Below are 21,058 nucleotides of genomic sequence, written 5' to 3'. Positions count from 1 at the left end.
GTTTCCCCCGCGTTCAGGCCGGCGCACGCTGGCCTCCGCCTGCAGCGTCGCTGCGGTAGCGGCTGGTCGAGGTCTCGTAGTACTGCGCGCGGACTGCCGCCATGGCCTCGATCAACGGTCCCCACGGCGCGGGAAAACGTTCTTCCGCCATCACCCGGTGCAGCATGCGTGTGTGGCCGGCCAACTCGTCCTTGAGGAACTCCACCACAGGCATGGCGGGATAGCGCTGCAGCAGCAGGATCGCCGCGTTGTCGGCCTCGCCGGCCGATCTATCCTTTTCGCGTCCATGCAGATCGTTCTGCAAGCGCCCTATTGCGGATATGAGCCGCAGGGCCTGGCGAAACGCCGGACGCGCGCGCAAGGTCGCCATGTCCAGCCCCCACAGCAACGACAGGCAACAGAACACGTTCGTGTACGCGATCGAATCCACGCCGTTCTGCAAGTACTCGGCGAAGGACCAGCGCTCCTCCCCTGCCGCCTGCGCGTGTCCGGCGCGCAGCGCCGCGCAGTAGCACTGGGTATCCTCGAGAAGCTGGGCATAGTCGCGACGATCGTAGGCGAGCGCGGCGAGCGAAGCGCGCAGCACAGCACAGCCCTCGAATCCTGGTAGCGCGCACGCCACGCCCTGCCCCAGCGCCTGCTCCACCGCGGCGAGCTGCTCCGGCGCGATCAGGTCAAGGTCGTTGCAATCGTCCAGCCAGAACAGCAGCGCCAGTTCGCGATAGAACGCCACGATCAGCGTTTCGTCCAGCGGATCGCGGCCGGTGCGGGCGCTGGTGTCGCGCAGGCTCGGCTGGATGCGCTGCAGGATGTACTGGCCGCCCCGGACTGCTTCCACGGCATGCTCGTCGGCGAACCCGGTCAGGGAACGCCCCCACTCTAGCACCTGCTGCAGCGCGCGATCGGTCGGGATCATGGCCCGGCTCCTGCTCCCTCGGCCGAGACGCGCCGCCCCCAACGAAGCGCCAGCCACAACCCGGCGAGTTCGGCCACGCGCACCACCCGGGTGGGGCAATACAGTTCCTTGCCGATCCACAGCGGCGTCTGGGGCAGTGAATGCGCCGCGTGGCGGGCGAGCATCCACTTCAGCGCCCGCGCCACCGCCTGCGCGATGCCCCGGCGCCGGGTCGGCTCTTCGCTCCCGTCCATCACGTGCAACGCGAACAGCGCATAGGCGGTTTCCTCGAATGTGGACGCGCGACCAGCGCCCCAGCCGCCGTCGTCGCGCTGCGCCTTCAGCAGCCCCGCCAGCGCGCGCTCGTCGCGCCACTGGGGGTTGCCTTGCGCGAGCGCAGCGACCGCATGCGCGGTTGGATACAGCCACGAAACGTGCCATTTTTCGTTGTCCCATAGACCGTGCGGGTTGCGATTGGCCTCGACGTAGGCGCTGGTGCCGGCGGCGGGTTTTCCCAGCATTCGCAACGCATGCAGGGCATGGATGTTGGTCGACACCGAGGCATTGCGCTCACCGGGAAAGGTGACGAAGAGCTCGCCGGTTTCGAACTGGCGCAACGCGTCAGCCGCCGGGTCGCGGCCTGCAAGGCGAAGGACGCACAACGCAACGGCGGTGTCGTCCGCATCGGCCGCGAAGTGCAAGGTAGGGCCCAGACCGCGCACCCCGAGGCGGGCGTCGAGCTGCGCGATGATCACTTGCACCGCCTCGGCGAGCGCGGGATGCGCGAACAGACCGGCCAGATGCAGGGTGTACAGCGACCAGCATGGCTCGAACACATTGATTGGCCAGACGTTGGGAAGGACACCTTCGATGCCGGTGCGCGTCGCCCGCGATGCCGCCTGCAGATACCCGCCCGTGCGCCCGACGTGCGGCGTTCTTCTCTGTGTCACGGCGTGCGCACGCCACGCGGCGGTGGCCGCCGGACTGATGCCGATGCTGCCGTCGTCGTCCGGGCATGCGGTGGCCGGCGACGTCCCCCAGGCTTCCCAGGAGTGCAGCAACGGATGGCCGCTCGGCAACGTCGCCACAGCCCCCAGCTTGACCAGGCGTGCTTGCCGCGACGGCAACAGCGCCGGGTGGCGCGGAAACGACAAGCCGCCCAGCAAGGATGCGGCCTCGTCGCACAACTGCGGCAAGATCAGCTCCGCGCCGATGGGCGCGTCTTCCGGCACCGCATGCGCATAGGGATCGGGCTGGCGCTCGATGAACCGGGTTGCAGCCTGGACTGCGTCGGCAGCCCCGGGAAGAGGATCGGCACGCTGCAACGCCAGCAGCGCCGCCCAGGTAGGCGCATGGCGAAACAGCGGGAAGTCCGCACTTCCCCATCCGCCATCGGCCTGTTGCTGCGCGATGAGCCACGCATATGCCTCGTGCCGACCGGTGACTTTGCCGTCGAACTGCAGAGCTCGCGCCGTGTCGTATACGGACGGACCGACGCTGCCGCCGTCGCTCATCTCGCTCAGCAGGTGGCGCAATTCGGAAAGGATCTGTTCGGACAGCGCGTTCACGCGGGATTTTCCTTCTGCAGAGGGCTATGAGAACAGAAACGGGCAGACGCCGCGCTCGTCGCCGCCGACACGGATACAGTGCAGCATGCAGCGCCCGCCGGCCGATCGCAGCAGCACAGCGGCAAGTCCTTATGGATGGGCGCGCTCATGCGTATGGCGCGGACAGATAGACGTTGGCCCGCTGCAGCATCTGCGCCAACCCTTCCGCACGCGCCCCCAGAGGGGCGATGGCCTCCCCGGCGTCGTGCAACAAAAACAGCGCGAACTGGCGCGCTGCCTGCAACCCCATGATCGACGCGCAGGTCGGCTTCTGCGCGGCCGCGTCCTTGCCGGGGGTCTTGCCAAGAGTCGCGGTATTCGCCGTCGCGTCGAGAATGTCGTCGGCCACCTGCAACGCCAGGCCATAACAGGCGGTGTAGCGATCGAGTGCACTGTACAGCGTAGTGTGCGCGGCATCCTCCGCGATGGAGTATAGCGCGCCCATGCGAACCGACGCGCGCACTAGCGCTCCGGTTTTCATCCGGTGCATCGCCAGGATCCTGTCCAGCCCGGCGTGCTTTCCGACCAGCGACAAATCCATGGCCTGCCCGCCTGCGGCACCCTCGGCGGACACCGCCTGCGCCAGTTCACGCACGAGCGCGATACGATTGTCGCCCGGCGCATCCAGGCTCGCCAGGGTCAGGAAGGCGTGGGCCTGCAGCGCATCGCCGACCAGGATCGCAGTGGCTTCGCCGAACTTTACGTGCACGGTCGGAAGGCCGCGGCGAAGCACGTCGTCGTCCATCGCGGGCAGGTCGTCGTGGACCAGGGTACAGGCGTGCATCATCTCGATGGCGGCACCTACGTCGTCGAGCATGTGCGCCGGCGTGCCCGCCAGTGCGCCGGCAGCCAGACAGAGCAAGGCTCTGGTGCGCTTCCCGCCATGCAAGGTGGCGTAGCGCATGGCTGCCATCAGCTCTGTCTTACCGTGGTCTTCGGCGCAGAGCAGACGCGCCAGCGCCTGTTCGACCCGCTTTGCGCCGTCCTGCATCCAGATCTCCGGGAGCAGCCCGCCAGATGCGCCGCGCGCCTGCGCGCCCAACCCGCCGAATGCGGAAACGCCAGTTCGGTCGTCGTGTATTGTGGAACCGGTTTGCATGTTGTTCATGTCCTTGTAGCTGAGACGGCCACGGCGAGCGCAAGTCGTCACACGAGTGCGTGCGCAGAGTGCAGCAATGCCGCGCCCCGCCGGCGCCGCTGCCTTGCCACACAGGGCGTGCGACGCCAGCTCATGAGAAGCCTATGCGGATTGCCATGGACGGATGTGCGGTCGGGTAATAGCGCCGGCCTTTTTCGACGTCGCTCAGCAACTGCGGCCGCACCCCGGCCTTGTGCATGGTCAGCGCCAAGGCGATGCAGAACTGCACCATTTCCAGCCATACCAGGTGGTAGCCGATGCAGACGTGTGGGCCGGTACCGAACTGCAGCATGTCCACGGGCCGGACCGGTTCTGTGCGTAGCAGCCACCGCGCCAGGCGGAACTGATCAGGCGCCTCGTGCAGCAGCGCCGAGGTCGAGAAATGCAGCAGCGGGATGCATAGGTGGGTGCCCGCGGGAATACGCCGTTGGCCGAGTTGCAATTCCTGCAGCGCGCGACGCGGCAGGAGCGTGGTCGCCGGATGCAGGCGCAGTGTCTCGCGGAACAGCGCCTCGGCGACCGGACACTGCGCCAGGTCCGCGTGCCGGGTCGGCACCGCACCCACGCGTTGCGCCTCCTCGACCAGGGCGTCCCACAGCACAGGCTGCCTCGCCAGCTCGATCACGATCCAGGCCATCGTCGAGGCAGTGGTGTCGTGACCGGCAAGCAGCAGCAAGCGAATGTTCGCGACCAGGACGTCATCGGAGAGCGGACCGTCGCTGCTGTCAAAAGCGCTCACCATGTCGTTGATGAACCCGGTGCGCGCGGCATGCGCGCGCGCATCGCGGACGAACCGGCGCAACTGCGCGTCGATCCAGTCGCGGGCGGAGCGGCCGCGCCGCAAAGGCAATCCGGGCAGGTCGACCGGTGGCGCGATGATCAACTGCAGCAATTGCCGGTACTTGCGATGCCATCCCGGCAGGTCCTGCGCGGGGATTCCCATGAGGCTGAAGATGAGCTTCAGCATCAGGTCGCCGGTCTCGCGCAGGATAGTTACCTCGCCGCGGGCGCGCCACGCCTGCACCCGCGCCTGGATGACCGACGCGAACAGGTCGCCGATCCCGGCCTGGGTCAGCCCCTTGGGCAAGAACGCTGCCTTGATGGCATCGCGCGCCTGCCGGTGCGCGCCGCCGTCCAGGGCAACCAACGTTCCGCCAAGCAATTCGGGCGCGATCTCTTCGATCAGCGCCGAGGACACGTCCTTGTGCTTGAGCAGAGAGAATGAGTCCGGATCCACACAGGTCATCAGATGTCCGGCAGGGCCGAAATCCAGCCAGAAGTGGCTGCCCAGCGTCCGTTCTGCGCGTTGCAGCAGGCGCGGCAGGTCGCAGACAATGGCGGGAAGATGCCCGACCAAGGGGAAAGCGCCGGGCATGACCGGGATGTCGGATCGCAGCCGGTGCCGACGGTTGAGTGGGTTGAGCAGTATGTCCATCAGCAGCGCGCCGCCGTCGCCGATTCGGTGTCGCCGGCAGGGCGCGCGGCGCAGCTGTTGCCACCGTCGGCGTATGTCGGCACATGCGCCAGCATGCCGCCATCGATGCACACGACCTGGCCGGTGATGAACGCAGCATCGGCGGAGAGCAGGAACGCCACGAGCGCGGCCACGTCCTCGGGGCGGCCGACGCGCTGCAGGAGCTGGTGCCGGCGCAGATGCCGTTGCATGCACTCGTCCAGCTTGGCGAGGAGACGCTCGGTCATGATAAGACCCGGCGCAACCGCGTTGCAGCGAATCTGCGCATGACCGTACTGGGTGGCGAGCGAAGCCGAGAGCATGTTCATCGCCGCCTTCGACGCGCCGTAGGACGTCTGCGCCGTGTCACCGCTGAGCCCTTGGCACGACGACATGTTGACGATCGCGCCACCGCCGCGGTCGATCATCCGTGGGATGGCCTGCCGGCAGCAGAGCAGCGTGCCGCGCAGATTGGTCGCCATGGTCTGGTCCCAGACTGCCAGGTCCAGGTCGAGGATCGCGCAGTCGCGCGGGGTCAGATGCATGGCGCTCGCATTGTTCACCAGCAGGTCGACCCCCCCGAAGTGCCGCTCCGCCGTCTCGAACAGCGCTGCCACCGCCTGCTCATCGGCGATATCCATGGCTATGGGCAGCGCGTGGCCTGCTTCGGCCGCGATCTGCGCGGTGCAGGCGATGGCCGCCGAGCCATCAATGTCGGCCACCACCACTCTGCCGCCCCCGCGCGCGATGGCGAGAGCGCATGCCTTGCCGATGCCGGCGCCGGCGCCGGTCACCACGGCCACCTTGCCTTCAAACCTTGCCATCGTGTCTCCTGAATTGCATTGGTCTTTCGCAGCATGCCGCTCGGCCTGCGCCGGAGAAGGCGCAGGGTCCGCGCTGGCGCGCTCGTCATGGCCAGCATCGCTTTCGATGACCCGAATGGCGGCGACCGGGCACTGGTTGGCCGCAAGCCGCACGGCGGCGTGCAGCGCCTGCGGGACCGTCGCCACGCACACTTCGGCCACCCCGTCCGGTTCGCGCTGGCGAAAGGCGCCCGGCAGCGTCAGCACGCACTGCCCGGTAGTTCCGCACAGATCCTGATCGACCACGACGCGCATCTCAGCCCTCCTGCCGATGCAGCCGCACCGGCAGCGCGCGGAACGTCCTAAGGAACGCGGAGGGCTCCCGGGTCGGCTGCTCGGCCAATGCCAGCGTGGGGAAGCGCGCCTGGATCCGCGGCAGGCTCTCGGCCAACTGCACCCGGGCCAGTTGCGCACCAAGGCAGAAGTGGATGCCGTGGCCGAAGGCCAGCATGATCTTCCCGTCGATCGATATGCCAGGACTGGTGCCGTAGAACCGCACGGGATCGAAGCGGTCCGGATCGGCGAAGGCGTCCGGGTCACGATTGCCGGCCGCGATCAGAACGCGCACGTCCGCGTTCTTCGGGATCACCACGCCGCCCAGTTCGATGTCGCGCTGGGCGATACGCGGAATGGAGCTGAACATGGCGGGCGCGTCGTAGCGCAGGGCTTCTTCGACGAATGCCTTTACCCCCATGGCATCTCCTTTCAGCCAGTGCCGCTGTTCGGGATACGCCAGCATCGCCAGGACAGCATGGCCGATGGCCGCGGCAGTGGTGGCGAAGCCGCCCAGCAACATGCCCCAGAGCATGCTGATCAATTCCGTATCCGACAGCATCTCGGCATCGCCGTCGTGTGCGCCGACCAGCATTGACACGATGTCGTGGCTGGAATCGGAGCGCTTGCGCTGTATGAGGTCGCCGAAGTAGGCCTGAACCCTGGCGCTGGCCGAGTCCGCCCCGGCGAGCTGGGGATCGCTGGCGTGCGGGCTCAGGCCTTCCAGAATGGCGCTGATGCCGGTGACGAGCCCGAGAATGTCGTCCGGGGGCATGCCGAACAATTCGCCGAAAACCAGCATGGGCAAGGCCAGCGCGAATTCCTGATGCAGGTCCACTGCCTCCCCGCGCTCCAGTGCGGGCGCCATGCCGTCCAGGCGCGCTGCGACAATGCGAGCGATGGCCGGCCTCAGCTTGTCGATCTGGCCGATGGTGAAATCGCGCGAGATCAGCCGGCGCAGACGCGTATGCGTTGGAGGTTCCTTCATCGCCAAAGTGGACGCCAGCAGACTTAGCGACAGGCTGGTCGCCGCACGCGGGAAATAGCGCGCCAGTTCGCCTGGTGCCGGCCCCCGAAAAGCATCGCCAGTGGCTTTAAGCGCCCAGTAGATGTCGGCGTGGCGGCTCAACAGAAAGAGGCCCGACGCCGCGCGATGTACCGGATCGTGCTCGCGCAACCACCGCATGAATGGGTACGGGTCCTGAATGCACGCTGGCGACGCGAGTTCGGCGAAGGCGTCCCGGCATGCTGCCGTGGTTTCTTGCACGTCCATCTTGGTCACCTGTTGGTTGGCTGATCTGATCGGCGCGCGGCAGGGGCGCCGGCAATTCGAGGACATCGCGATTCCTCGTGGCGTCCGCGCATCACCAGAGCACCGGGAACTCCACGAACCCGCCAGTGATGATCTCCTTGCGCAACTCCAGTTCTTCGGGCGCCACCGCCAGGCGCAGCGCGGGAAAGCACTGGAAGATCGAACCGAACACCGCTTTTAGTTCCAGCCTGGCCAGCGCCAAGCCGATGCAGCTGTGCGGCCCGTAGGAGAACGCCAGGTGCGGGTTTTCGTCACGTCCGATGTCGAAGATTTCCGGGTCGTCGAAATGGCGCGGATCGAACGACGTCGCCGGCAGGCCGACCAGCACCTTGCTCTCTGCGGGAACATGCACGCCCGCGATGGTCACGTCGGTCCTCGGATAGCGCATGATGCCGTCCCAGCCGGCGCCCGGCGGGTACATGCGCAGGATTTCCTCCACGGCCTTGTCCACCAGGGATGGATCGCCCACCAGGCGTTCGCGCTGTTGCGGATGGCGGAACATGGCCAGCAGGCCAAATTCGATCTGTGCCACGGTGCTCTCGTGCCCCGCCACCAGCATGCCTGCCGCCAGGCCGATCGCCTCTTCCTCGGTCGCCTTGCCCTGGTCGACCGCCGCGAGCAGATCCGTCAGCACGTTGTCGCCCGGATCCTGGCGCTTGTCCCGCATCTTGCCGCGAATGTAGGCGCGGAGTTCTTCCCAGGCCAAGCGCGACGCGCGCCGCGGGCCGCTTTCATGCTGGTGCGTCATCACCTCGTCGGACAGCCCTGCAAAAAAGGCGTGATCCTCGTAGAGCACGCCCATCAGCGCGCCAATGACCATCGCAGGAAGCGGAAAGGAGAGGTGGCGCCGCAGATCGGCGGGCTGGGGCTGGGCCGCCAGCGTCTCGAACAACTGCGCGGCGATCGCCTCCACCTGCTGCGCGAGCTGCTTCACCCTGCCGTTGCTGAAGGCCGGCGCCACGATCGTGCGTAGCCGCGTATGCTCGCCCCCCTCGTGCGAGACCAGCCATCCTGGCGAACCGAGAATCACCGAATCCGGGGTGAATGCCGCCGGCGGCATTCCCGCGGGCCGGAACGCCGCGTCGGTCAACACCGCCTTGGCCTCGTCATAGCCTGTGACCCACCAGCCTTCGTGCCCGGACGGGAAGCGCACGTGGTGGATCGGACCATTGGTGCGTAGCGCCAACATCTCGGGCGATGGCTCAATGTGATCGAGGCGCCACATCGGCAGCGTCGGCAAGGGTTGTTCGGACATGGTGGCACTTCACTCAATAGCGAGGGCGGAAGGTGACCGGCGGGCGCTGCGGCAGCGAAGACCTAAGACGGCATATAGATGACGTCCTCCGAAGGCAGACCGATTATCAAGAACGGCTAACGCGTAACTGTCTAGGCACATCGCGCGGCGAGATGCGGAACGTTATCTTGCACCTTCGAGGTCAGGACAAAGTCGGCGCGGTGGGCATTTGAGCCGCCGCCGGCCAAGCTTTCCTGCGCAAGGGTCGACAAGGGCGGCGAGCTGTTGGGTAAGGGCGGTTTCGCCGAGCACACCATGCCCATAGACGCTATCCGACGCGGATTTGACATTTTGCTTTTCTTTCTTCGTTCCATTCGTGCCATCCACGAAATGAAAGTCGGTCGGCGGCTCCCGGCCCGCAACGAAGAGGCTTCAAAACTCGTGCCAATTTGGCCGACCGAAGAAAAAAATCTGTGATGCTTTTAGGGGCTTAGCCTGAGGCCAGAGAAGAGCTAGGCGAAATAGGCCGGTGTCGCGGGCCAACAAAGGCGACCGAACAGTGTCGGACAGAACGCCTCGGCGACCTTTAGGTCGGGCTTGCGACATTCTGGTCCAGTTTCGAACATAAGAGGGCGGCAAACAGACACGATTGGGGAATTCGATCCTCACGGGGCCAAGGCGCTTGCCCAAGAGCGCGCGCTCATGTTGCCGCGAAAGGCGCGTGTTCGCGGTGCCTGCGCACCCATGAATGCTAGCGGCACACGCTACGACTGGAGTGCCCGCCAGCCTCAGGTGGTGCATCGGCTCGGCTTCCGGTTCTTCTTTGCCCAGCCGGGGCTGAAGCGCCGAATATCGCACCATACAGCATCGTTGTTGCCTATGTGACGAGGCGGCATAGCGCGCTCCCGGTCTTCTAAGACACCGCCTCCGAGAAGAAGGGGGCGGTCCAACAGCACCTCTATTTGAAATGGCACGCCGCTTGCTGCTCCTGGTTAGAGCACCATCAAATTACGATGAAAGCGACTTGCACCATGCCCGACGCGCGAAGCTCTAGACAGTGGCCTGAGGAGACGGTGCCCGTTCCCGCTGAACATCGGGACATCGTCTCCTCCGGAAGGCCGTTCTCGGTGGCCGCTTTGCGCATGGCTGGTCCGATGCCGGCACGCCAACACGGGCCGCTCGCGCAAATGCCGTTTACCGGTTCTGTTCAGCATGGGAGTGCCCAAGGGCCCCGTCAAAGGGTCACCCAAGCCAAGGCCGGCGGGTCACTGCCACATATCGACAACACGCTGAACCAGTCCAGTGACCCGAGTCTGCGTGAAGTGACATTTCAGGTCGCCACATGCTTCCGATATTGGCTAATTCCGGCCGCTATCCCTTTTCCCCGGGCACGATCGCGGGTGACCGATCCCGCTTCCGGCGCCATAGCCGTGGAAAGCAAGCGGCTCGACGGTCTCCAGCTCGCTCAGATCGATTGCGTTCGCGTGGCCAAGACCAGCCGCCAAGACGTTCCCATACGTCGGGATGGAAAAGGAAGTTGCGAGCCGCCGAGGCCCTCATTCCGTGCCCGAGCATACGAGCCTCTGCTCGGAATTGCGCCAGCCTATGCCAGAATTCAACGGCAGTTTTCTTCTTTAGGAGCAACTTGATGACAGTTCAAAAGAAAGTTCCCTTCGTCACCTTTCTCACGCGCGTTCACGATAAGTCAGTCCAGGGGCCAAATCCATATCGCTGGGAAGAAAAGACATCTGACGACTACTTTGCCGGCAAGCGGGTCATCCTGTTCTCGCTGCCTGGCGCCTTCACCCCGACCTGCTCGACATACCAATTACCCAAGTTCGAAGAGCTCTACGATGAGTTTGTGAAGCAGGGAATTGACGCGATTTACTGCCTCTCAGTCAACGACGCCTTCGTCATGAATGCATGGGGGAAGTCCTTGGGCCTGAAGCAGGTCGAGCTCATCCCCGATGGCTCAGGCGAGTTCACACGCAAAATGGGCATGCTGGTCGCCAAGGACAATCTCGGCTTCGGGATGCGCTCCTGGCGCTACGCCGCCCTGATCAACAATGGCGTGGTGGAGCACTGGTTCGAGGAGGAAGGTTTCTCCGACAACTGCGAGGCCGACCCGTATGGCGTCTCATCCCCGCAAAACGTTCTCGAAACGCTGAAAGCCGCCGCTTGACCTAGAAAATGTCTCACTGGTGCCATTGCCGGCCCCAAGAGGCTCCTCGACAGGATTATCGCGCTCACCATGCAATCCTCAGCAAGCCTGCTTCAACGCCAGAAGCAATCCATGGTGGCATCGCCTCAACTCATTGAGTCGATTCGCTTGCTGCAACTGGCGCATACTGAACTGCATCAGTTCGTGGAGCGGGAAATCGAGAAGAACCCGCTCTTGGAATCTGCATCAAGCGATGGCGGGCCTTTTGACGACGTTTCGATTTCGGGAGCGGATCAGCCTGTCGGCCCTGGCACAAACGCCGTTGAAGGACCGACCGGGGCAGGGTCGCCTGAACGGCTCGGGCAATGGAAATCACTTCGCAACACGACCAACAACCCGCCCGGCAATGGCCCTTCCCTCGACGAGTATGCCACCCTCGCCGAAACATTGCACGACCATGTCGCTCGTCAGATCGCCCTCACTGCGTTCACACCACAGGAGCGGCTGATCGCTGGCCAGCTTGCCGCCGATCTGGAAGACACTGGCTACCTTCGGGCAAACCTTTTGGAGCTGGCCGAGAGCCTGAATGTCCATGAGGCTGTTGTGGAACGGGTTCTCGGAACCTTGCAGCAATTTGATCCACCGGGAGTTTTTGCGCGAAGTCTCAGAGAATGCCTTGAGATCCAATTGCGCCAGCGAAACCGGCTCGATCCGGCAATGGCAGCTTTGGTTGCCCATCTTGAAATGCTTGCACGACGCGATTTTGAGGCGCTGAAGCAGCATTGCGGCGTCGATGAAGAAGACCTTCTCGACATGATGCATGAAATTCGGGCGCTCGATCCCAAGCCTGGGAACAGATTCGAATCCGGTGCGTCTGAATCAATCATACCCGACGTCTGGGTCACGCCCTCGCCGCAAGGCGGGTGGCAGATCGAACTTGATCCCGCCACGCTGCCAAAGCTGCTGATCAACCAAACCTACTATGCCGAAGTCACGCGTCAAACTGCCCAAAACTCGAAAGATCAAGCATTTCTCGACGAATGCTTGCAAAACGCGAACTGGCTAATCCGCAGCCTCGATCAGCGCGCCAAGACGATTGTTAAGGTTGCGGCTGAAATCGTGCGTCAGCAGGATGCCTTTTTGGAACATGGCGTCACCCACCTGCGGCCTCTCAATCTTAGAACCGTCGCTGACGCGATCGGCGTGCACGAGTCGACAGTAAGCCGGGTGACCTCGAACAAGTACATGCTTACCCCGCGCGGAGTCTTTGAACTGAAGTATTTTTTCACCGTCGCGATCGCGTCCTGCCAAGGCGGCGATGCGCACTCCGCCGAAGCTGTCCGGCATCGGATCAAAGCGATGATTGCCGCAGAATCTCCCGGCGGCGTGCTTTCCGACGAGGACATCGCTGTCCGGCTGAAGGAAACCGGCATCGATGTTGCGCGCCGCACCGTCACAAAATATCGCGAAGCAATGAACATCCCCTCCTCCGTGCAACGCCGCCGGGAAATGCGCTTGTGTTTTTAGATTTGGGTCAAGGCAGCCAACATCACGTTGCATTGCATCAAAGTGGAGACTTCGTTCATGACCCGATCCGCAGCAGGCGTCATGGACGCTGTTCTGCACGACCCAGAAAAGCCCGTCCCACCGTCTGGTCCCGCATGGGGTGCCGTCATTTCGCTTTCCTTGGGCACTTTCGGGCTGGTCACGGCAGAGTTTCTGCCTGTCAGCCTGCTCACGCCCCTCGCGCACGATCTCGGTATCAGCGAGGGAGCGGCTGGACAGGCGATGACGGCGACAGCTATCGTCGGGGCGATCTCGGCGCCGACTGTGGCCATTATCACAAAGCGCCTGGACCGCAGGACCGTCATGTGGACCATGACGGTGCTGCTGATCCTGTCGGACGTTCTGGCGGCCGGCGCGTGGTCGCTGGCGGCTCTCCTGACTGCACGCGTCGTGCTCGGCATAGCGCTCGGAGGCTTCTGGTCGATGTCGGCAGCACTGGCGATGCGGCTCGTTCCAAGCTACCTCCTGCCGCGCGCCATGTCGATCATCCTCACCGGCGTTTCCGTAGCTACCGTCTGCGCAGCTCCAATCGGCGCTTATGTCGGCGATATTTGGGGATGGCGAAGCGCCTTCATGCTCGCCGCAGCCGGCGGCGCCGCTACACTGCTCGTGCAACTCATAACCATTCCGAGACTGCCTCCGATTGGAGTGGCTAGCTTCCGCAGCCTGCTGGATGTGGCCAAGATTCCGATGGTCAAGGTTGCGCTCTTGGTTGTCCTGCTGGTCGCTTCCGGCCACTTCGCCGGAATCACCTATATCCGCGCCTTCCTTGAGAAGATTCCCGCGCTGGATGTCGAGACGATCTCGCTTGTGTTGCTGGCTTTTGGCATCGGCGGATTCTTCGGCAATTTGGCCGGCGGGCTTCTGGCCGAGTACAGTCTCAAGGCAGTCGCGGCCCTTGCACCGCTGCTCATAGCGATAGCCGCTGTTTCGCTGCTGACGGCGGGAGCATCGGCCTTGGCCTCGGCGATTGCTGTTGCCGCGTGGGGGTTTGCCTTCGGCGCGGTGCCAGTGGGATTGCAGACGTGGATGGTACGGAGGGCCGCTCCCGAGCAGGCCCAAAGCGCCGGTGTGCTGCTGGTCACAGTATTCCAAGTGGCAATCGCAGCCGGCGCGATTTTCGGCGGACTATTGGTGGAGAATGCGGGGATTACCAGCGCCATTGCCTACAGTGCTGTTGCCACGTTCGTCGCTGCCCTCATAGTGCTCCTGCTCGGCCCGAAGCGCGAAACCTAGACCGCCTGACAGGAGAGATCTCAGCAGCGCAGCGGGACGAGAGATGCGATGCACGGCGCGGCGCGATCCTCCGCTTGCATGGACCAGCGGAAGCGCCTCGCCGGCTTCACCTCCAAGCCATGGCGACTTTCCCCGCCAGACACGTGGACCACGTGGACCTGGCCGGCACCGGTTTCCAATTTGGCGACGGTGAGCGCTGCCGGCGCGATGGAACGCTTGCTGGCGGTCATGTCCTTCACGACAAGCCGGCAATTCTGAGCAAGCGACAGCTACGCGCCGGCCATGCCCGTCGGAACGCCGGTGACGATGCCGCTCGATAGCGCAGACAGGTCGCGAATTGCCAGTCGTATCAACGGCGGCCGGATTACCGTCGACCGCGCGTACCTTGTTTCAGCCGCAGACTATCGTTCGGCAGCTTGATGATGTTGACCACATAGCCTAGGAGCTATATATGACTTGGGAAGTCGTTTTTGGCGATGAGTTCGACGGGGAGTTCGAGGCGTTGCACCAGACAGTCCAAGATGAGCTATTGGCCTCGGCTAAGCTGCTCGGTGTGTTCGGGCCCCAGCTGGGGCGACCGCATGCGGATACCTTGAATGGCTCGTCGTTCGCGAACATGAAAGAACTTCGCTTCGACGCTGATGATGGTGTCTGGCGGGTTGCGTTCGCATTCGACCGGAAGCGGAAGGCGATCCTGCTCGTCGCCGGCGATAAGTCGGGCGTGAGTGAGAAGCGCTTCTACAAAAGTCTGATCGCCAAGGCGGACAAGCGCTATCAAGGGCATCTCGACCGTTTGGCGGCGGCGAAGAAGGAGAAGAAGTGATGGGACGCAAGCTTGACGACCTAATCGCTGCGCTCCCCGAGGATCGTCGGGAGCGGGTCGACGCGCGTTTCGAAGAGTTGAGGGGAGAAGTCGAGAGTCTCGGCGATTTGCGGCGTGCCGCTGGAAAGGCCCAGGCCGAAATCGCTTCGGTCCTCAAGATCAAGCAGCCTTCGGTCTCGAAGATCGAGAAACAAGCCGACATGTACTTGTCTACTCTTAAAAGCTACGTCGAGGCGATCGGGGGGCAACTCGAACTCGTCGTTCGCCTTCCCTCACGCGCGCCCCTCCATATAGAGCGGCTCGGCGACGTCGTGGCTCCCAAAGCCGTCTCCGTGCGTAGCGTTAAAAGAGCGGCAGGTGGACGTAATCGCACAAAAGCCGCACGCGCCGGCTGACCTCACTCTGTTTCGGCTAAAGACTACCGATGGGGCGAGATGGTCTCGTCGATGCAAGGAGTAGGTATGAGCAACGTCCTAGTTAAGCCAAAGACCGACCTGCCCGCCGTCACACTGCCCGACGTGACCCCTCTCTCCTGGCCCATGCTAGCCCAACTTACCGCCGCGTTGGGAGTCCCCGCAATGTGCTCGCCGAGGACGACCAGATCGCCCATGCTTGGTCCCAGCTCCCACGCCTGATCAAGAAGATCCCTCCGCACCTGCGCGATGAGCGGATCGTCAAAATGTGTGTCGCCGTCGTCAGCGGTCTGTTCGACGCAGCCATCAACTACGTTTGGAACGGCCGTGGTGGAACTGCGTGACAAGGTGCGACGGTTCGGCATCAACGTCGTCCCTCAGATTCTCGACGACAAGTCCTTCGAGAGGACACGCTCCTCGACCTCAAGGACGCCGAGCTGCTCGACCTCTGCCGTAAGCTCAACCTGATCGGTGACGACGACTTCTTCTTCCTCGACCAGTGCAGGGCCACACGCAACAGTTTCTCTATCCTTGCGCCTGAGCGTAGAACGCCGTCCGAAGCGTGTCGACATTGATATGGTGGAAGAGCGCGGTGAACCGTTCCTTCTTCCTCAGCCTTTCGGCTTTCCGTACGCGGTCCAACGACTGGGACATGCGAGCCCGACTCTGTGTCCGGTGCATGCGTTGCTGTTCCGCGTTCCCCTTCGTCCCCGGCCTTGGCTCCACCAACTCCGCTGCCGGTTGTCCGGCTTTGTTCGTCGGCTTCACGGCTACTATGCCGGAGTCAGACTTCTCCTGTCCGTTCATCATCGGCTACGGCTCCTCGCCTTCCCGATGCGGACCGGTGCGGCTTGACGCCGCCCTGCCGGGCAGGAGATCTCCCAGGTTCCGACGCGTTCCTTTCATACGTGATGTGGCCCTAGACCCCGGCAGGGCCGCGGTGCCCCGCTTATCGGCTCCGCACATATTGCCTTCGACGGATGAGAACGTCTCGGCCCCTGCAATCTTATCACTATCGTGGCTCACTCCCACACCCCGCATAATTGCTGTGTACGCTTCGCCGTGGTCGTCACCTCCCACGCCGCAACACTCACCTACCGGGCGGGCGCTATTCCTTACCCGGGCCCGACTCGCACCGGCTGGAACTCGCCAGCTTGGCCTGGCGCACCTCACCTTGATTGTCGCCGCGCAGCTACGGCCGCTCGCTTGAAGCCGAGCCGATCTTTCAGCTCCAACGCCCAGGTTCGCAGGCTGGGCCGCAAGCGGTCAATCTGCTTTGAATTTCCCAAACTAGAAAAGCTGCCATCGCCGCGGGGCTGTAGGGTCGGAGGAAACTTAAATCAGCCGCGTTGTGCACCGCCATGTTGTCTGTTTTTCAGACATGTGCTAGATTTGAGTCGGATAAATGGACATGCGAGGTATCATCATGTTCCCTGCTAGAGCGTTTGAAGACGCAATCCGAAATGAAATCAGTACGGCTATCAATGACCGTCCTGCTCCACGCGCGGCATGGGAGCCTGCGGTTGACTCGCTGGTGATGGTCCGGGTTGTTTTGCGTATCGAGGAAGAGTTCGCACTCAATCTTCCGGACGACGTAATGCCAGCTGGTGGCTTCCGTAGTGTCGAACACTGCGTAGTGACCGTCATGGAGACATGTCGTGAGGCGTGGAGAGTGAGCCAGCATGAAAGCGAGGAGGTGTAATATGGCACGGACCCCTGTTGGATTTGCCGGTCCAAACCCCGAGGCCGTTCAACTCGGCAAGCGCCTCAAGGACGCGCGTGAATATGTGGGCATCACACAAGAAGAAGCGGCGAACCATCTGAACGTCCGGCGCTCGGCAATTTCGGAAATGGAGGCAGGCAAGAGGGGTGTCGGCGCCCTTGAAATGAAAAGCCTAGCCGCTCTCTACGAGCGGCCCACGTCCTGGTTTACCGGCGAATCCGAGCAGCACGTGCCCGAAGACGTCGCATTCCTGGCACGCACCGTGAGCGATCTGTCAGACAACGACAGAGGTGAGCTGGCAAGCTTTGCGGAATTCCTGCGCTCCCGTTCGAAGGTGACCAAGAATGGCTAGGGCGCCCACGCGCGACGCAGTCCTGAAGGGCATGCGGGCAGCGCTTCGCCTTCAGCGCGACCTCGGCCTGGATCAAGGCGCCGCGCGAGGGCATCGCGTGGACGTATTCGGCTCGATTTACAGACAGAATGTCCCCTTGCTTTTCCGGAAGCTTGAACCGCTCTTGGGGGCTTATCTGCGCGAGGGGGGCAATCCAGGCAATCCAGGGATCATTCTGACGACGCGTCGTCCGCTTGGCCAACAGCGCTTCACCGCGGCCCACGAGCTTGGACACCATGTGCTGAACCATGATCCCCATGCGGACGATGATAGTATTCTGCGCCGGTCGCCGGATCATGCTCGGGACTACATCAACCTTCCACCCGCCGAGCAAGAAGCCGATGCTTTCGCGTCATACTTCCTCGTGCCTGACTGGCTGATTACGGCACTCATGCAGCGTCACCATTGGACGCCGCAGCATCTTCAGAATGCTAACATCGTCTACCAAATGGCATTGCGCGTTGGCGCAAGCTATCGCGCGACACTCTACGCGCTAGTGCGCAACAGGGTTATTGCAACCGGAATCCGGAAGCAGCTTGTTAAAGCGCAACCAGCGACGATCAAGCGTGCACTCGTGCCCGACTATCCAATTGGGTCCACGCAAAACATCGATGTGTGGCACCTGACGGAGCGAGACGAGGGTACGGTGATCGAAGCCGGTCGGGACGACTTGTTCGTGGTCAAGCTGCGAGAAGACAGTAACGCCGGGTACGTCTGGAATTTCGACGAACTGGAAATGGCTGGTTTCGCGATACTCAAAGATGGTCGCGAACAGGTTGCCGAAGGGGTCGTTGGGGCTCCGACGATCCGACATGTGCTCGCGCGTGCGTCCGACGCGACCGTGCACGGTGTCTATACTTTGTGGGAGCGCCGACAGTGGGCTCCGGAGGACGATCCCAAACGCTGGTCGTTCGACTACAGGCCTGTCTATTCGCACGATGCAGGACTGTTTCGCCCCTCGTTCAAACACGCGGGCGGTGCGCGCTGATGTTGAATGTCGTCGCTGATCTGAGAAAGAGGCTTGAGCCGGCCCGCGATCAAGGCCGCCGCCCAACCTGCCTGTCTTTCGCGGCGAGTGCGACCCACCGTGCGGCGCATAAGCACCCAAGCCAGTTGTCTCCTGAATGGCTCTATTACCACGCAACGCGACGTGACGGGTTGCAGCCGGACCAAGGTTCGACGATTGAAGCGACCTGTGTGGCGATCTTGAATGACGGTCAACCGGATGAGGTGTTCTGGCCTTACCAAGGTCGCGACGTTTGCCCCAATCCCTATCAGCCGCCCGGCCAACGCCCAGTCGTCGTCCGCTGCGATACCGGCCAACGCAGCAGCGATGCTGATCGCTGGCGCTCTGAGATCGATTCGGGCTCACCTGTCGTCATCGCATTGTTCATTTCGCCCGCGTTTTACCGGGCGGCACGGTTCATCGGACCGGAGGCGCTGATGGCGGAGGATCATATTCCGATCGATCCTGCACTGGCGCATGCGGTCGTCCTAGCCGGACACGGCTACGTTAATGGCGTATCGCATTTTCTGGTCCGCAACTCCTGGGGACTGGGATGGGGATGGGCAGGCTACGCTTGGTTATCCGAAACCTACCTCACCCGCCGCTTTGCCGGCGCCTTCGTCATCCAAGATGGAGCATCCGACGATGTATAATCCCATGACGCCCGCACCCACTCCCGTCTCCGCATGGGTTAGAGCTGCCCTCCGGCTTAAGGCCGACGGTGATCAACACGGGCTTATGCTCCATATCGAAGATCCGACCGGATTTTCGCCGGGGGAGGACGAGATTGTGTGTCAGGTCGACGCGTTCCTGCGCGATCATGACAAATGCGGCGTCAGCACGGTCGCAAATACGATCTTCCCCGCCGCCCTTGATAGAGGCGACGGCATCGATGCGCTGACGAAGCGCTACATGCAGATCTACGAGCGCCGCATGCATCGTCAGGGCGAGTGGGGTCGCTATTTTCAGCGTATGGTCGCCTGGCCGACCGGTAGTGGCAAGGGTGCGGGAACCGTCAATCAGCTTTCCGCGAATATCGATACGCTCCGGGCGATGAGAAGCGGAGAAGCGAAGTTCTTCGGCAACGTGACAGAGATCGCACTCTTCGATCCGGCTCGCGATCTGCGCAAGAAAATGAACCGGCAATGCTTGAGCTTCATCGAGCTGAAGCCCGAGCGCGAGGGACATATGTGGCGGCTCAGCATGATGGCCGTCTATCGCAACCACTACTACGTCCAGCGCACGCTTGGTAATCTCATTGGCCTCGGCCGCCTGCTGCAGTTCATCGCCAATGAAACGGGTTTTGACATTGGGACGCTGACAATCCAGTCCACGCATGCGTGCCTCGATCCAGACCTGCAACGTGGCGAGGTTTTCGATCTGATAACAGCTTGCGACGATCCAACTGCCCTGACTGCCTCGTCGAGCCGCAGCAGTGTGCAACATCTGGTTGGCGCTCGATAAATCTGCGCCCCTGGACGAAATCTGCGAGCGCTGCAATAAAAAAAGGATTGATTCTATGAACGACGCAAAGCTCCCGGCCTTTGAGGGTATCGGACAGATCGAAGTCGACTTTCTCGGCCAACGCATCGTTATCGGATGTATCGAGGGAGAAGAGGAAAAGGCTCGTCGGCTTGCCAAGCGCTTTGAAAATGACGCTGGCGAAGTGACTAAAGCGGTCTCCGCGGAAATCGAGCCGATCCAGGCCATGCTGATGGCTGGCATCCTGGCATATGAGCAACTTGAGCAGGCGGAGGCGGGCTTCAACGATGGCGCCGATCACAGATAAGAATCGACAAGCAAGCCCGAAGGAACCCCGCATTTCGATGCGGACGCGACAGCGAGCACAGCATGAGCACGATTTGCACAATCATTTCGACATATTGTCGATGTCGCGCCTGGATCGGCTGAAGCATTACGGTTTGCATTTCGCGAAATACGCAGGGCGGTTTGCTCGGGGTGATGCCGAAGTCAAAACCAGAAGGGAAACACTTGTCGACGCGTTTCTAGTTGCGCTGAGCGCTGCAAATGCGCTGAACCAAGCGTTGCCGGACGTAGGAACAGGAGGATTGATCGGGGATGCGATCTCCGACCTCGACTTTACCGACCACGCTGGACGTTTCGCCGACGCATGCGAGAAGATTGATCATCTCGAGGAATTCCGTGCGATCGCCCTTGCCGCAAACGCCGCGCTTTCAGAGTGGATCGTGTGCAGCGCGAAAGCGGCTGGCTTTGATCTCGACGCTCTCGTAGACGATCGTCGACGACAGCTTGCGCGCAGGCAGGTTTACGCACAGGAGACGTAGATGTTTCTATCGGGTGACCTCATCGCTGAACATGGCGGCGGCTGGATTGCGCCATTCGACCCGCAGCGGGTCGATTGCGCGGCCTATACTCTGCGGATCGGTGACGAGGCTTTCATCAGCCCCGAAGGTCGAGACACCCGCAAGCCGGGCCTGGTTGAACGCTTAGAGCACAAGGCGCCTATCGTGATACCGCCCGGGCAGTTCGCCTATTTGACCACGCGAGAGTTCGTAACACTCCCGCATGATATCCTCGGCTTCATCAACATGAAGAGTACGCTAAAAAATAGCGGTCTTGTGAATGTAAGCGGATTTCATGTCGATCCGGGCTACAAGGGAAAGCTTCTGTTCGCTATTTTTAACGCGGGGCCGCAGACAGTGACGGTGCGGTGCGACCAAGACGCTTTCCTGATCTGGTTTGCGCGTCTCGATGGCGCGACGGAACAATATGCCCGGAAAAAACCCGGATTTCGCGGGATCGACACGACTCTGATGGGGTTACTCCCGACCGAGACCGCATCGCTCAACTCGATCAACAAAAGGATGGATCAAATCGAGCGACGCATTTCCTACGCACTCGGTATACTGACACTTGCTGGCGGCGTCGCGGTTGCTGCGATATCCGGCGTCATTGCGAGCATGGCTTTAAAGCCTTAGGAGG

Annotated in this window: 22 protein-coding genes and 1 pseudogene; 14 read left to right on the top strand and 9 right to left on the bottom strand. The window is 62.5% G+C overall.

The annotated features are described in order from the left end of the window. Positions 1-13: 13 nt before the first annotated feature. From NKH73_RS25115 to NKH73_RS25080, 8 genes and pseudogenes are all read right to left on the bottom strand, one after another. A complete protein-coding gene (locus tag NKH73_RS25115) occupies positions 14-916 on the bottom strand; it encodes a terpene synthase family protein (protein WP_352463354.1) in 903 nt (300 codons plus the stop codon). After that, entirely contained in the window at positions 913-2,463 is a 1,551-nt protein-coding gene (locus tag NKH73_RS25110; protein ID WP_352937032.1) for a hypothetical protein, read from the bottom strand. The genes NKH73_RS25115 and NKH73_RS25110 overlap by 4 nt, the downstream gene beginning before the upstream one ends. Positions 2,464-2,608: 145 nt before the next feature. Further along, complete coding sequence (locus NKH73_RS25105) at positions 2,609-3,610, bottom strand: polyprenyl synthetase family protein (protein WP_352937031.1); 1,002 nt, start codon at positions 3,608-3,610, stop codon at positions 2,609-2,611. 121 nt (positions 3,611-3,731) lie between these two features. Beyond that, positions 3,732-5,075, bottom strand: coding sequence for a cytochrome P450 (locus NKH73_RS25100; RefSeq protein ID WP_352937030.1), 1,344 nt, complete (start codon positions 5,073-5,075; stop codon positions 3,732-3,734). Then, the gene (locus NKH73_RS25095; RefSeq protein WP_031246208.1) at positions 5,075-5,917 is read right to left on the bottom strand and encodes a glucose 1-dehydrogenase; all 843 of its coding nucleotides are present in this window, start codon (positions 5,915-5,917) and stop codon (positions 5,075-5,077) included. Before NKH73_RS25095 ends, NKH73_RS25100 begins: the two co-directional genes overlap by 1 nt. Before the next feature lie 168 nt (positions 5,918-6,085). Further along, positions 6,086-6,211 (bottom strand): annotated as a pseudogene (locus NKH73_RS25090) (ferredoxin); the annotation flags it as partial. A gap of 1 nt (position 6,212) precedes the next feature. After that, the gene (locus tag NKH73_RS25085) at positions 6,213-7,502 is read right to left on the bottom strand and encodes a cytochrome P450 (RefSeq protein ID WP_352937029.1); all 1,290 of its coding nucleotides are present in this window, start codon (positions 7,500-7,502) and stop codon (positions 6,213-6,215) included. Positions 7,503-7,593: 91 nt separating this feature from the next. After that, complete coding sequence (locus tag NKH73_RS25080; RefSeq protein WP_352762789.1) at positions 7,594-8,796, bottom strand: cytochrome P450; 1,203 nt, start codon at positions 8,794-8,796, stop codon at positions 7,594-7,596. A gap of 1,627 nt (positions 8,797-10,423) precedes the next feature. Here NKH73_RS25080 and NKH73_RS25075 point away from each other — a divergent pair. The 3 genes from NKH73_RS25075 to NKH73_RS25065 all read left to right on the top strand — a co-directional run bounded on the left by NKH73_RS25075 (position 10,424) and on the right by NKH73_RS25065 (position 13,738). Further along, a complete protein-coding gene (locus NKH73_RS25075; RefSeq protein ID WP_352937028.1) occupies positions 10,424-10,957 on the top strand; it encodes a peroxiredoxin in 534 nt (177 codons plus the stop codon). 69 nt (positions 10,958-11,026) lie between these two features. After that, positions 11,027-12,463: an RNA polymerase factor sigma-54 gene (gene rpoN, locus NKH73_RS25070; RefSeq protein WP_352937027.1), complete on the top strand. Its 1,437-nt coding sequence runs from the start codon at positions 11,027-11,029 to the stop codon at positions 12,461-12,463. A gap of 57 nt (positions 12,464-12,520) precedes the next feature. Next, positions 12,521-13,738 (top strand): MFS transporter, encoded by a 1,218-nt coding sequence (locus tag NKH73_RS25065; protein WP_352937026.1) that lies wholly within the window; start codon positions 12,521-12,523, stop codon positions 13,736-13,738. A gap of 20 nt (positions 13,739-13,758) precedes the next feature. Here NKH73_RS25065 and NKH73_RS25060 read toward each other — a convergent pair whose 3' ends face one another. Continuing rightward, positions 13,759-13,968, bottom strand: a complete 210-nt coding sequence (locus NKH73_RS25060; protein ID WP_352937025.1) for a hypothetical protein — start codon at positions 13,966-13,968, stop codon at positions 13,759-13,761. 221 nt (positions 13,969-14,189) lie between these two features. Between NKH73_RS25060 and NKH73_RS25055 the strand changes: the two genes are divergently transcribed. The 11 genes from NKH73_RS25055 to NKH73_RS25005 all read left to right on the top strand — a co-directional run bounded on the left by NKH73_RS25055 (position 14,190) and on the right by NKH73_RS25005 (position 21,054). Then, entirely contained in the window at positions 14,190-14,561 is a 372-nt protein-coding gene (locus tag NKH73_RS25055) for a type II toxin-antitoxin system RelE/ParE family toxin (protein ID WP_352872349.1), read from the top strand. Next, complete coding sequence (locus NKH73_RS25050; RefSeq protein WP_352872351.1) at positions 14,561-14,956, top strand: XRE family transcriptional regulator; 396 nt, start codon at positions 14,561-14,563, stop codon at positions 14,954-14,956. Before NKH73_RS25055 ends, NKH73_RS25050 begins: the two co-directional genes overlap by 1 nt. Before the next feature lie 185 nt (positions 14,957-15,141). Then, positions 15,142-15,318 (top strand): hypothetical protein, encoded by a 177-nt coding sequence (locus NKH73_RS25045; protein ID WP_352937024.1) that lies wholly within the window; start codon positions 15,142-15,144, stop codon positions 15,316-15,318. A gap of 1,067 nt (positions 15,319-16,385) precedes the next feature. After that, complete coding sequence (locus NKH73_RS25040) at positions 16,386-16,676, top strand: hypothetical protein (protein ID WP_352713224.1); 291 nt, start codon at positions 16,386-16,388, stop codon at positions 16,674-16,676. Position 16,677: 1 nt separating this feature from the next. Continuing rightward, positions 16,678-17,049 (top strand): helix-turn-helix domain-containing protein, encoded by a 372-nt coding sequence (locus NKH73_RS25035; RefSeq protein WP_352937023.1) that lies wholly within the window; start codon positions 16,678-16,680, stop codon positions 17,047-17,049. Next, positions 17,042-18,076 carry an ImmA/IrrE family metallo-endopeptidase gene (locus NKH73_RS25030; RefSeq protein WP_352937022.1) on the top strand — a complete coding sequence of 345 codons (1,035 nt, stop codon included), beginning with the start codon at positions 17,042-17,044 and terminating at the stop codon, positions 18,074-18,076. Before NKH73_RS25035 ends, NKH73_RS25030 begins: the two co-directional genes overlap by 8 nt. Beyond that, on the top strand, positions 18,076-18,747 hold the full coding sequence (locus NKH73_RS25025) for a C1 family peptidase (RefSeq protein WP_352937021.1): 672 nt from the start codon (positions 18,076-18,078) through the stop codon (positions 18,745-18,747). Before NKH73_RS25030 ends, NKH73_RS25025 begins: the two co-directional genes overlap by 1 nt. 85 nt (positions 18,748-18,832) lie before the next feature. Next, positions 18,833-19,558, top strand: coding sequence for a hypothetical protein (locus tag NKH73_RS25020; protein ID WP_352872358.1), 726 nt, complete (start codon positions 18,833-18,835; stop codon positions 19,556-19,558). Positions 19,559-19,613: 55 nt separating this feature from the next. Continuing rightward, positions 19,614-19,883: a cell division protein ZapA gene (locus NKH73_RS25015; protein WP_352872360.1), complete on the top strand. Its 270-nt coding sequence runs from the start codon at positions 19,614-19,616 to the stop codon at positions 19,881-19,883. Continuing rightward, positions 19,864-20,400 (top strand): hypothetical protein, encoded by a 537-nt coding sequence (locus NKH73_RS25010; RefSeq protein ID WP_352872361.1) that lies wholly within the window; start codon positions 19,864-19,866, stop codon positions 20,398-20,400. Before NKH73_RS25015 ends, NKH73_RS25010 begins: the two co-directional genes overlap by 20 nt. Beyond that, entirely contained in the window at positions 20,401-21,054 is a 654-nt protein-coding gene (locus tag NKH73_RS25005) for a dCTP deaminase (protein WP_352872362.1), read from the top strand. The last annotated feature ends 4 nt before the right edge of the window (positions 21,055-21,058 follow it).

Origin of the sequence: Mesorhizobium sp. M0938 (genome assembly GCF_040319125.1) — a bacterium.
GTDB classification, from domain to species: domain Bacteria; phylum Pseudomonadota; class Alphaproteobacteria; order Rhizobiales; family Rhizobiaceae; genus Mesorhizobium; species Mesorhizobium robiniae.
This window is presented reverse-complemented; position numbering and strand designations above follow the sequence as displayed.

Coding starts and splice junctions, on each gene's coding strand:
- NKH73_RS25115 (WP_352463354.1), bottom strand. CDS start 916: ATGATCCCGACCGATCGCGCGCTGCAGCAGGTGCTAGAGTGGGGGCGT.
- NKH73_RS25105 (WP_352937031.1), bottom strand. CDS start 3,610: ATGAACAACATGCAAACCGGTTCCACAATACACGACGACCGAACTGGC.
- NKH73_RS25100 (WP_352937030.1), bottom strand. CDS start 5,075: ATGGACATACTGCTCAACCCACTCAACCGTCGGCACCGGCTGCGATCC.
- NKH73_RS25095 (WP_031246208.1), bottom strand. CDS start 5,917: ATGGCAAGGTTTGAAGGCAAGGTGGCCGTGGTGACCGGCGCCGGCGCC.
- NKH73_RS25085 (WP_352937029.1), bottom strand. CDS start 7,502: ATGGACGTGCAAGAAACCACGGCAGCATGCCGGGACGCCTTCGCCGAA.
- NKH73_RS25080 (WP_352762789.1), bottom strand. CDS start 8,796: ATGTCCGAACAACCCTTGCCGACGCTGCCGATGTGGCGCCTCGATCAC.
- NKH73_RS25075 (WP_352937028.1), top strand. CDS start 10,424: ATGACAGTTCAAAAGAAAGTTCCCTTCGTCACCTTTCTCACGCGCGTT.
- rpoN (WP_352937027.1), top strand. CDS start 11,027: ATGCAATCCTCAGCAAGCCTGCTTCAACGCCAGAAGCAATCCATGGTG.
- NKH73_RS25065 (WP_352937026.1), top strand. CDS start 12,521: ATGACCCGATCCGCAGCAGGCGTCATGGACGCTGTTCTGCACGACCCA.
- NKH73_RS25060 (WP_352937025.1), bottom strand. CDS start 13,968: ATGACCGCCAGCAAGCGTTCCATCGCGCCGGCAGCGCTCACCGTCGCC.
- NKH73_RS25055 (WP_352872349.1), top strand. CDS start 14,190: ATGACTTGGGAAGTCGTTTTTGGCGATGAGTTCGACGGGGAGTTCGAG.
- NKH73_RS25050 (WP_352872351.1), top strand. CDS start 14,561: ATGGGACGCAAGCTTGACGACCTAATCGCTGCGCTCCCCGAGGATCGT.
- NKH73_RS25040 (WP_352713224.1), top strand. CDS start 16,386: ATGCGAGGTATCATCATGTTCCCTGCTAGAGCGTTTGAAGACGCAATC.
- NKH73_RS25035 (WP_352937023.1), top strand. CDS start 16,678: ATGGCACGGACCCCTGTTGGATTTGCCGGTCCAAACCCCGAGGCCGTT.
- NKH73_RS25030 (WP_352937022.1), top strand. CDS start 17,042: ATGGCTAGGGCGCCCACGCGCGACGCAGTCCTGAAGGGCATGCGGGCA.
- NKH73_RS25025 (WP_352937021.1), top strand. CDS start 18,076: ATGTTGAATGTCGTCGCTGATCTGAGAAAGAGGCTTGAGCCGGCCCGC.
- NKH73_RS25020 (WP_352872358.1), top strand. CDS start 18,833: ATGCTCCATATCGAAGATCCGACCGGATTTTCGCCGGGGGAGGACGAG.
- NKH73_RS25015 (WP_352872360.1), top strand. CDS start 19,614: ATGAACGACGCAAAGCTCCCGGCCTTTGAGGGTATCGGACAGATCGAA.
- NKH73_RS25010 (WP_352872361.1), top strand. CDS start 19,864: ATGGCGCCGATCACAGATAAGAATCGACAAGCAAGCCCGAAGGAACCC.
- NKH73_RS25005 (WP_352872362.1), top strand. CDS start 20,401: ATGTTTCTATCGGGTGACCTCATCGCTGAACATGGCGGCGGCTGGATT.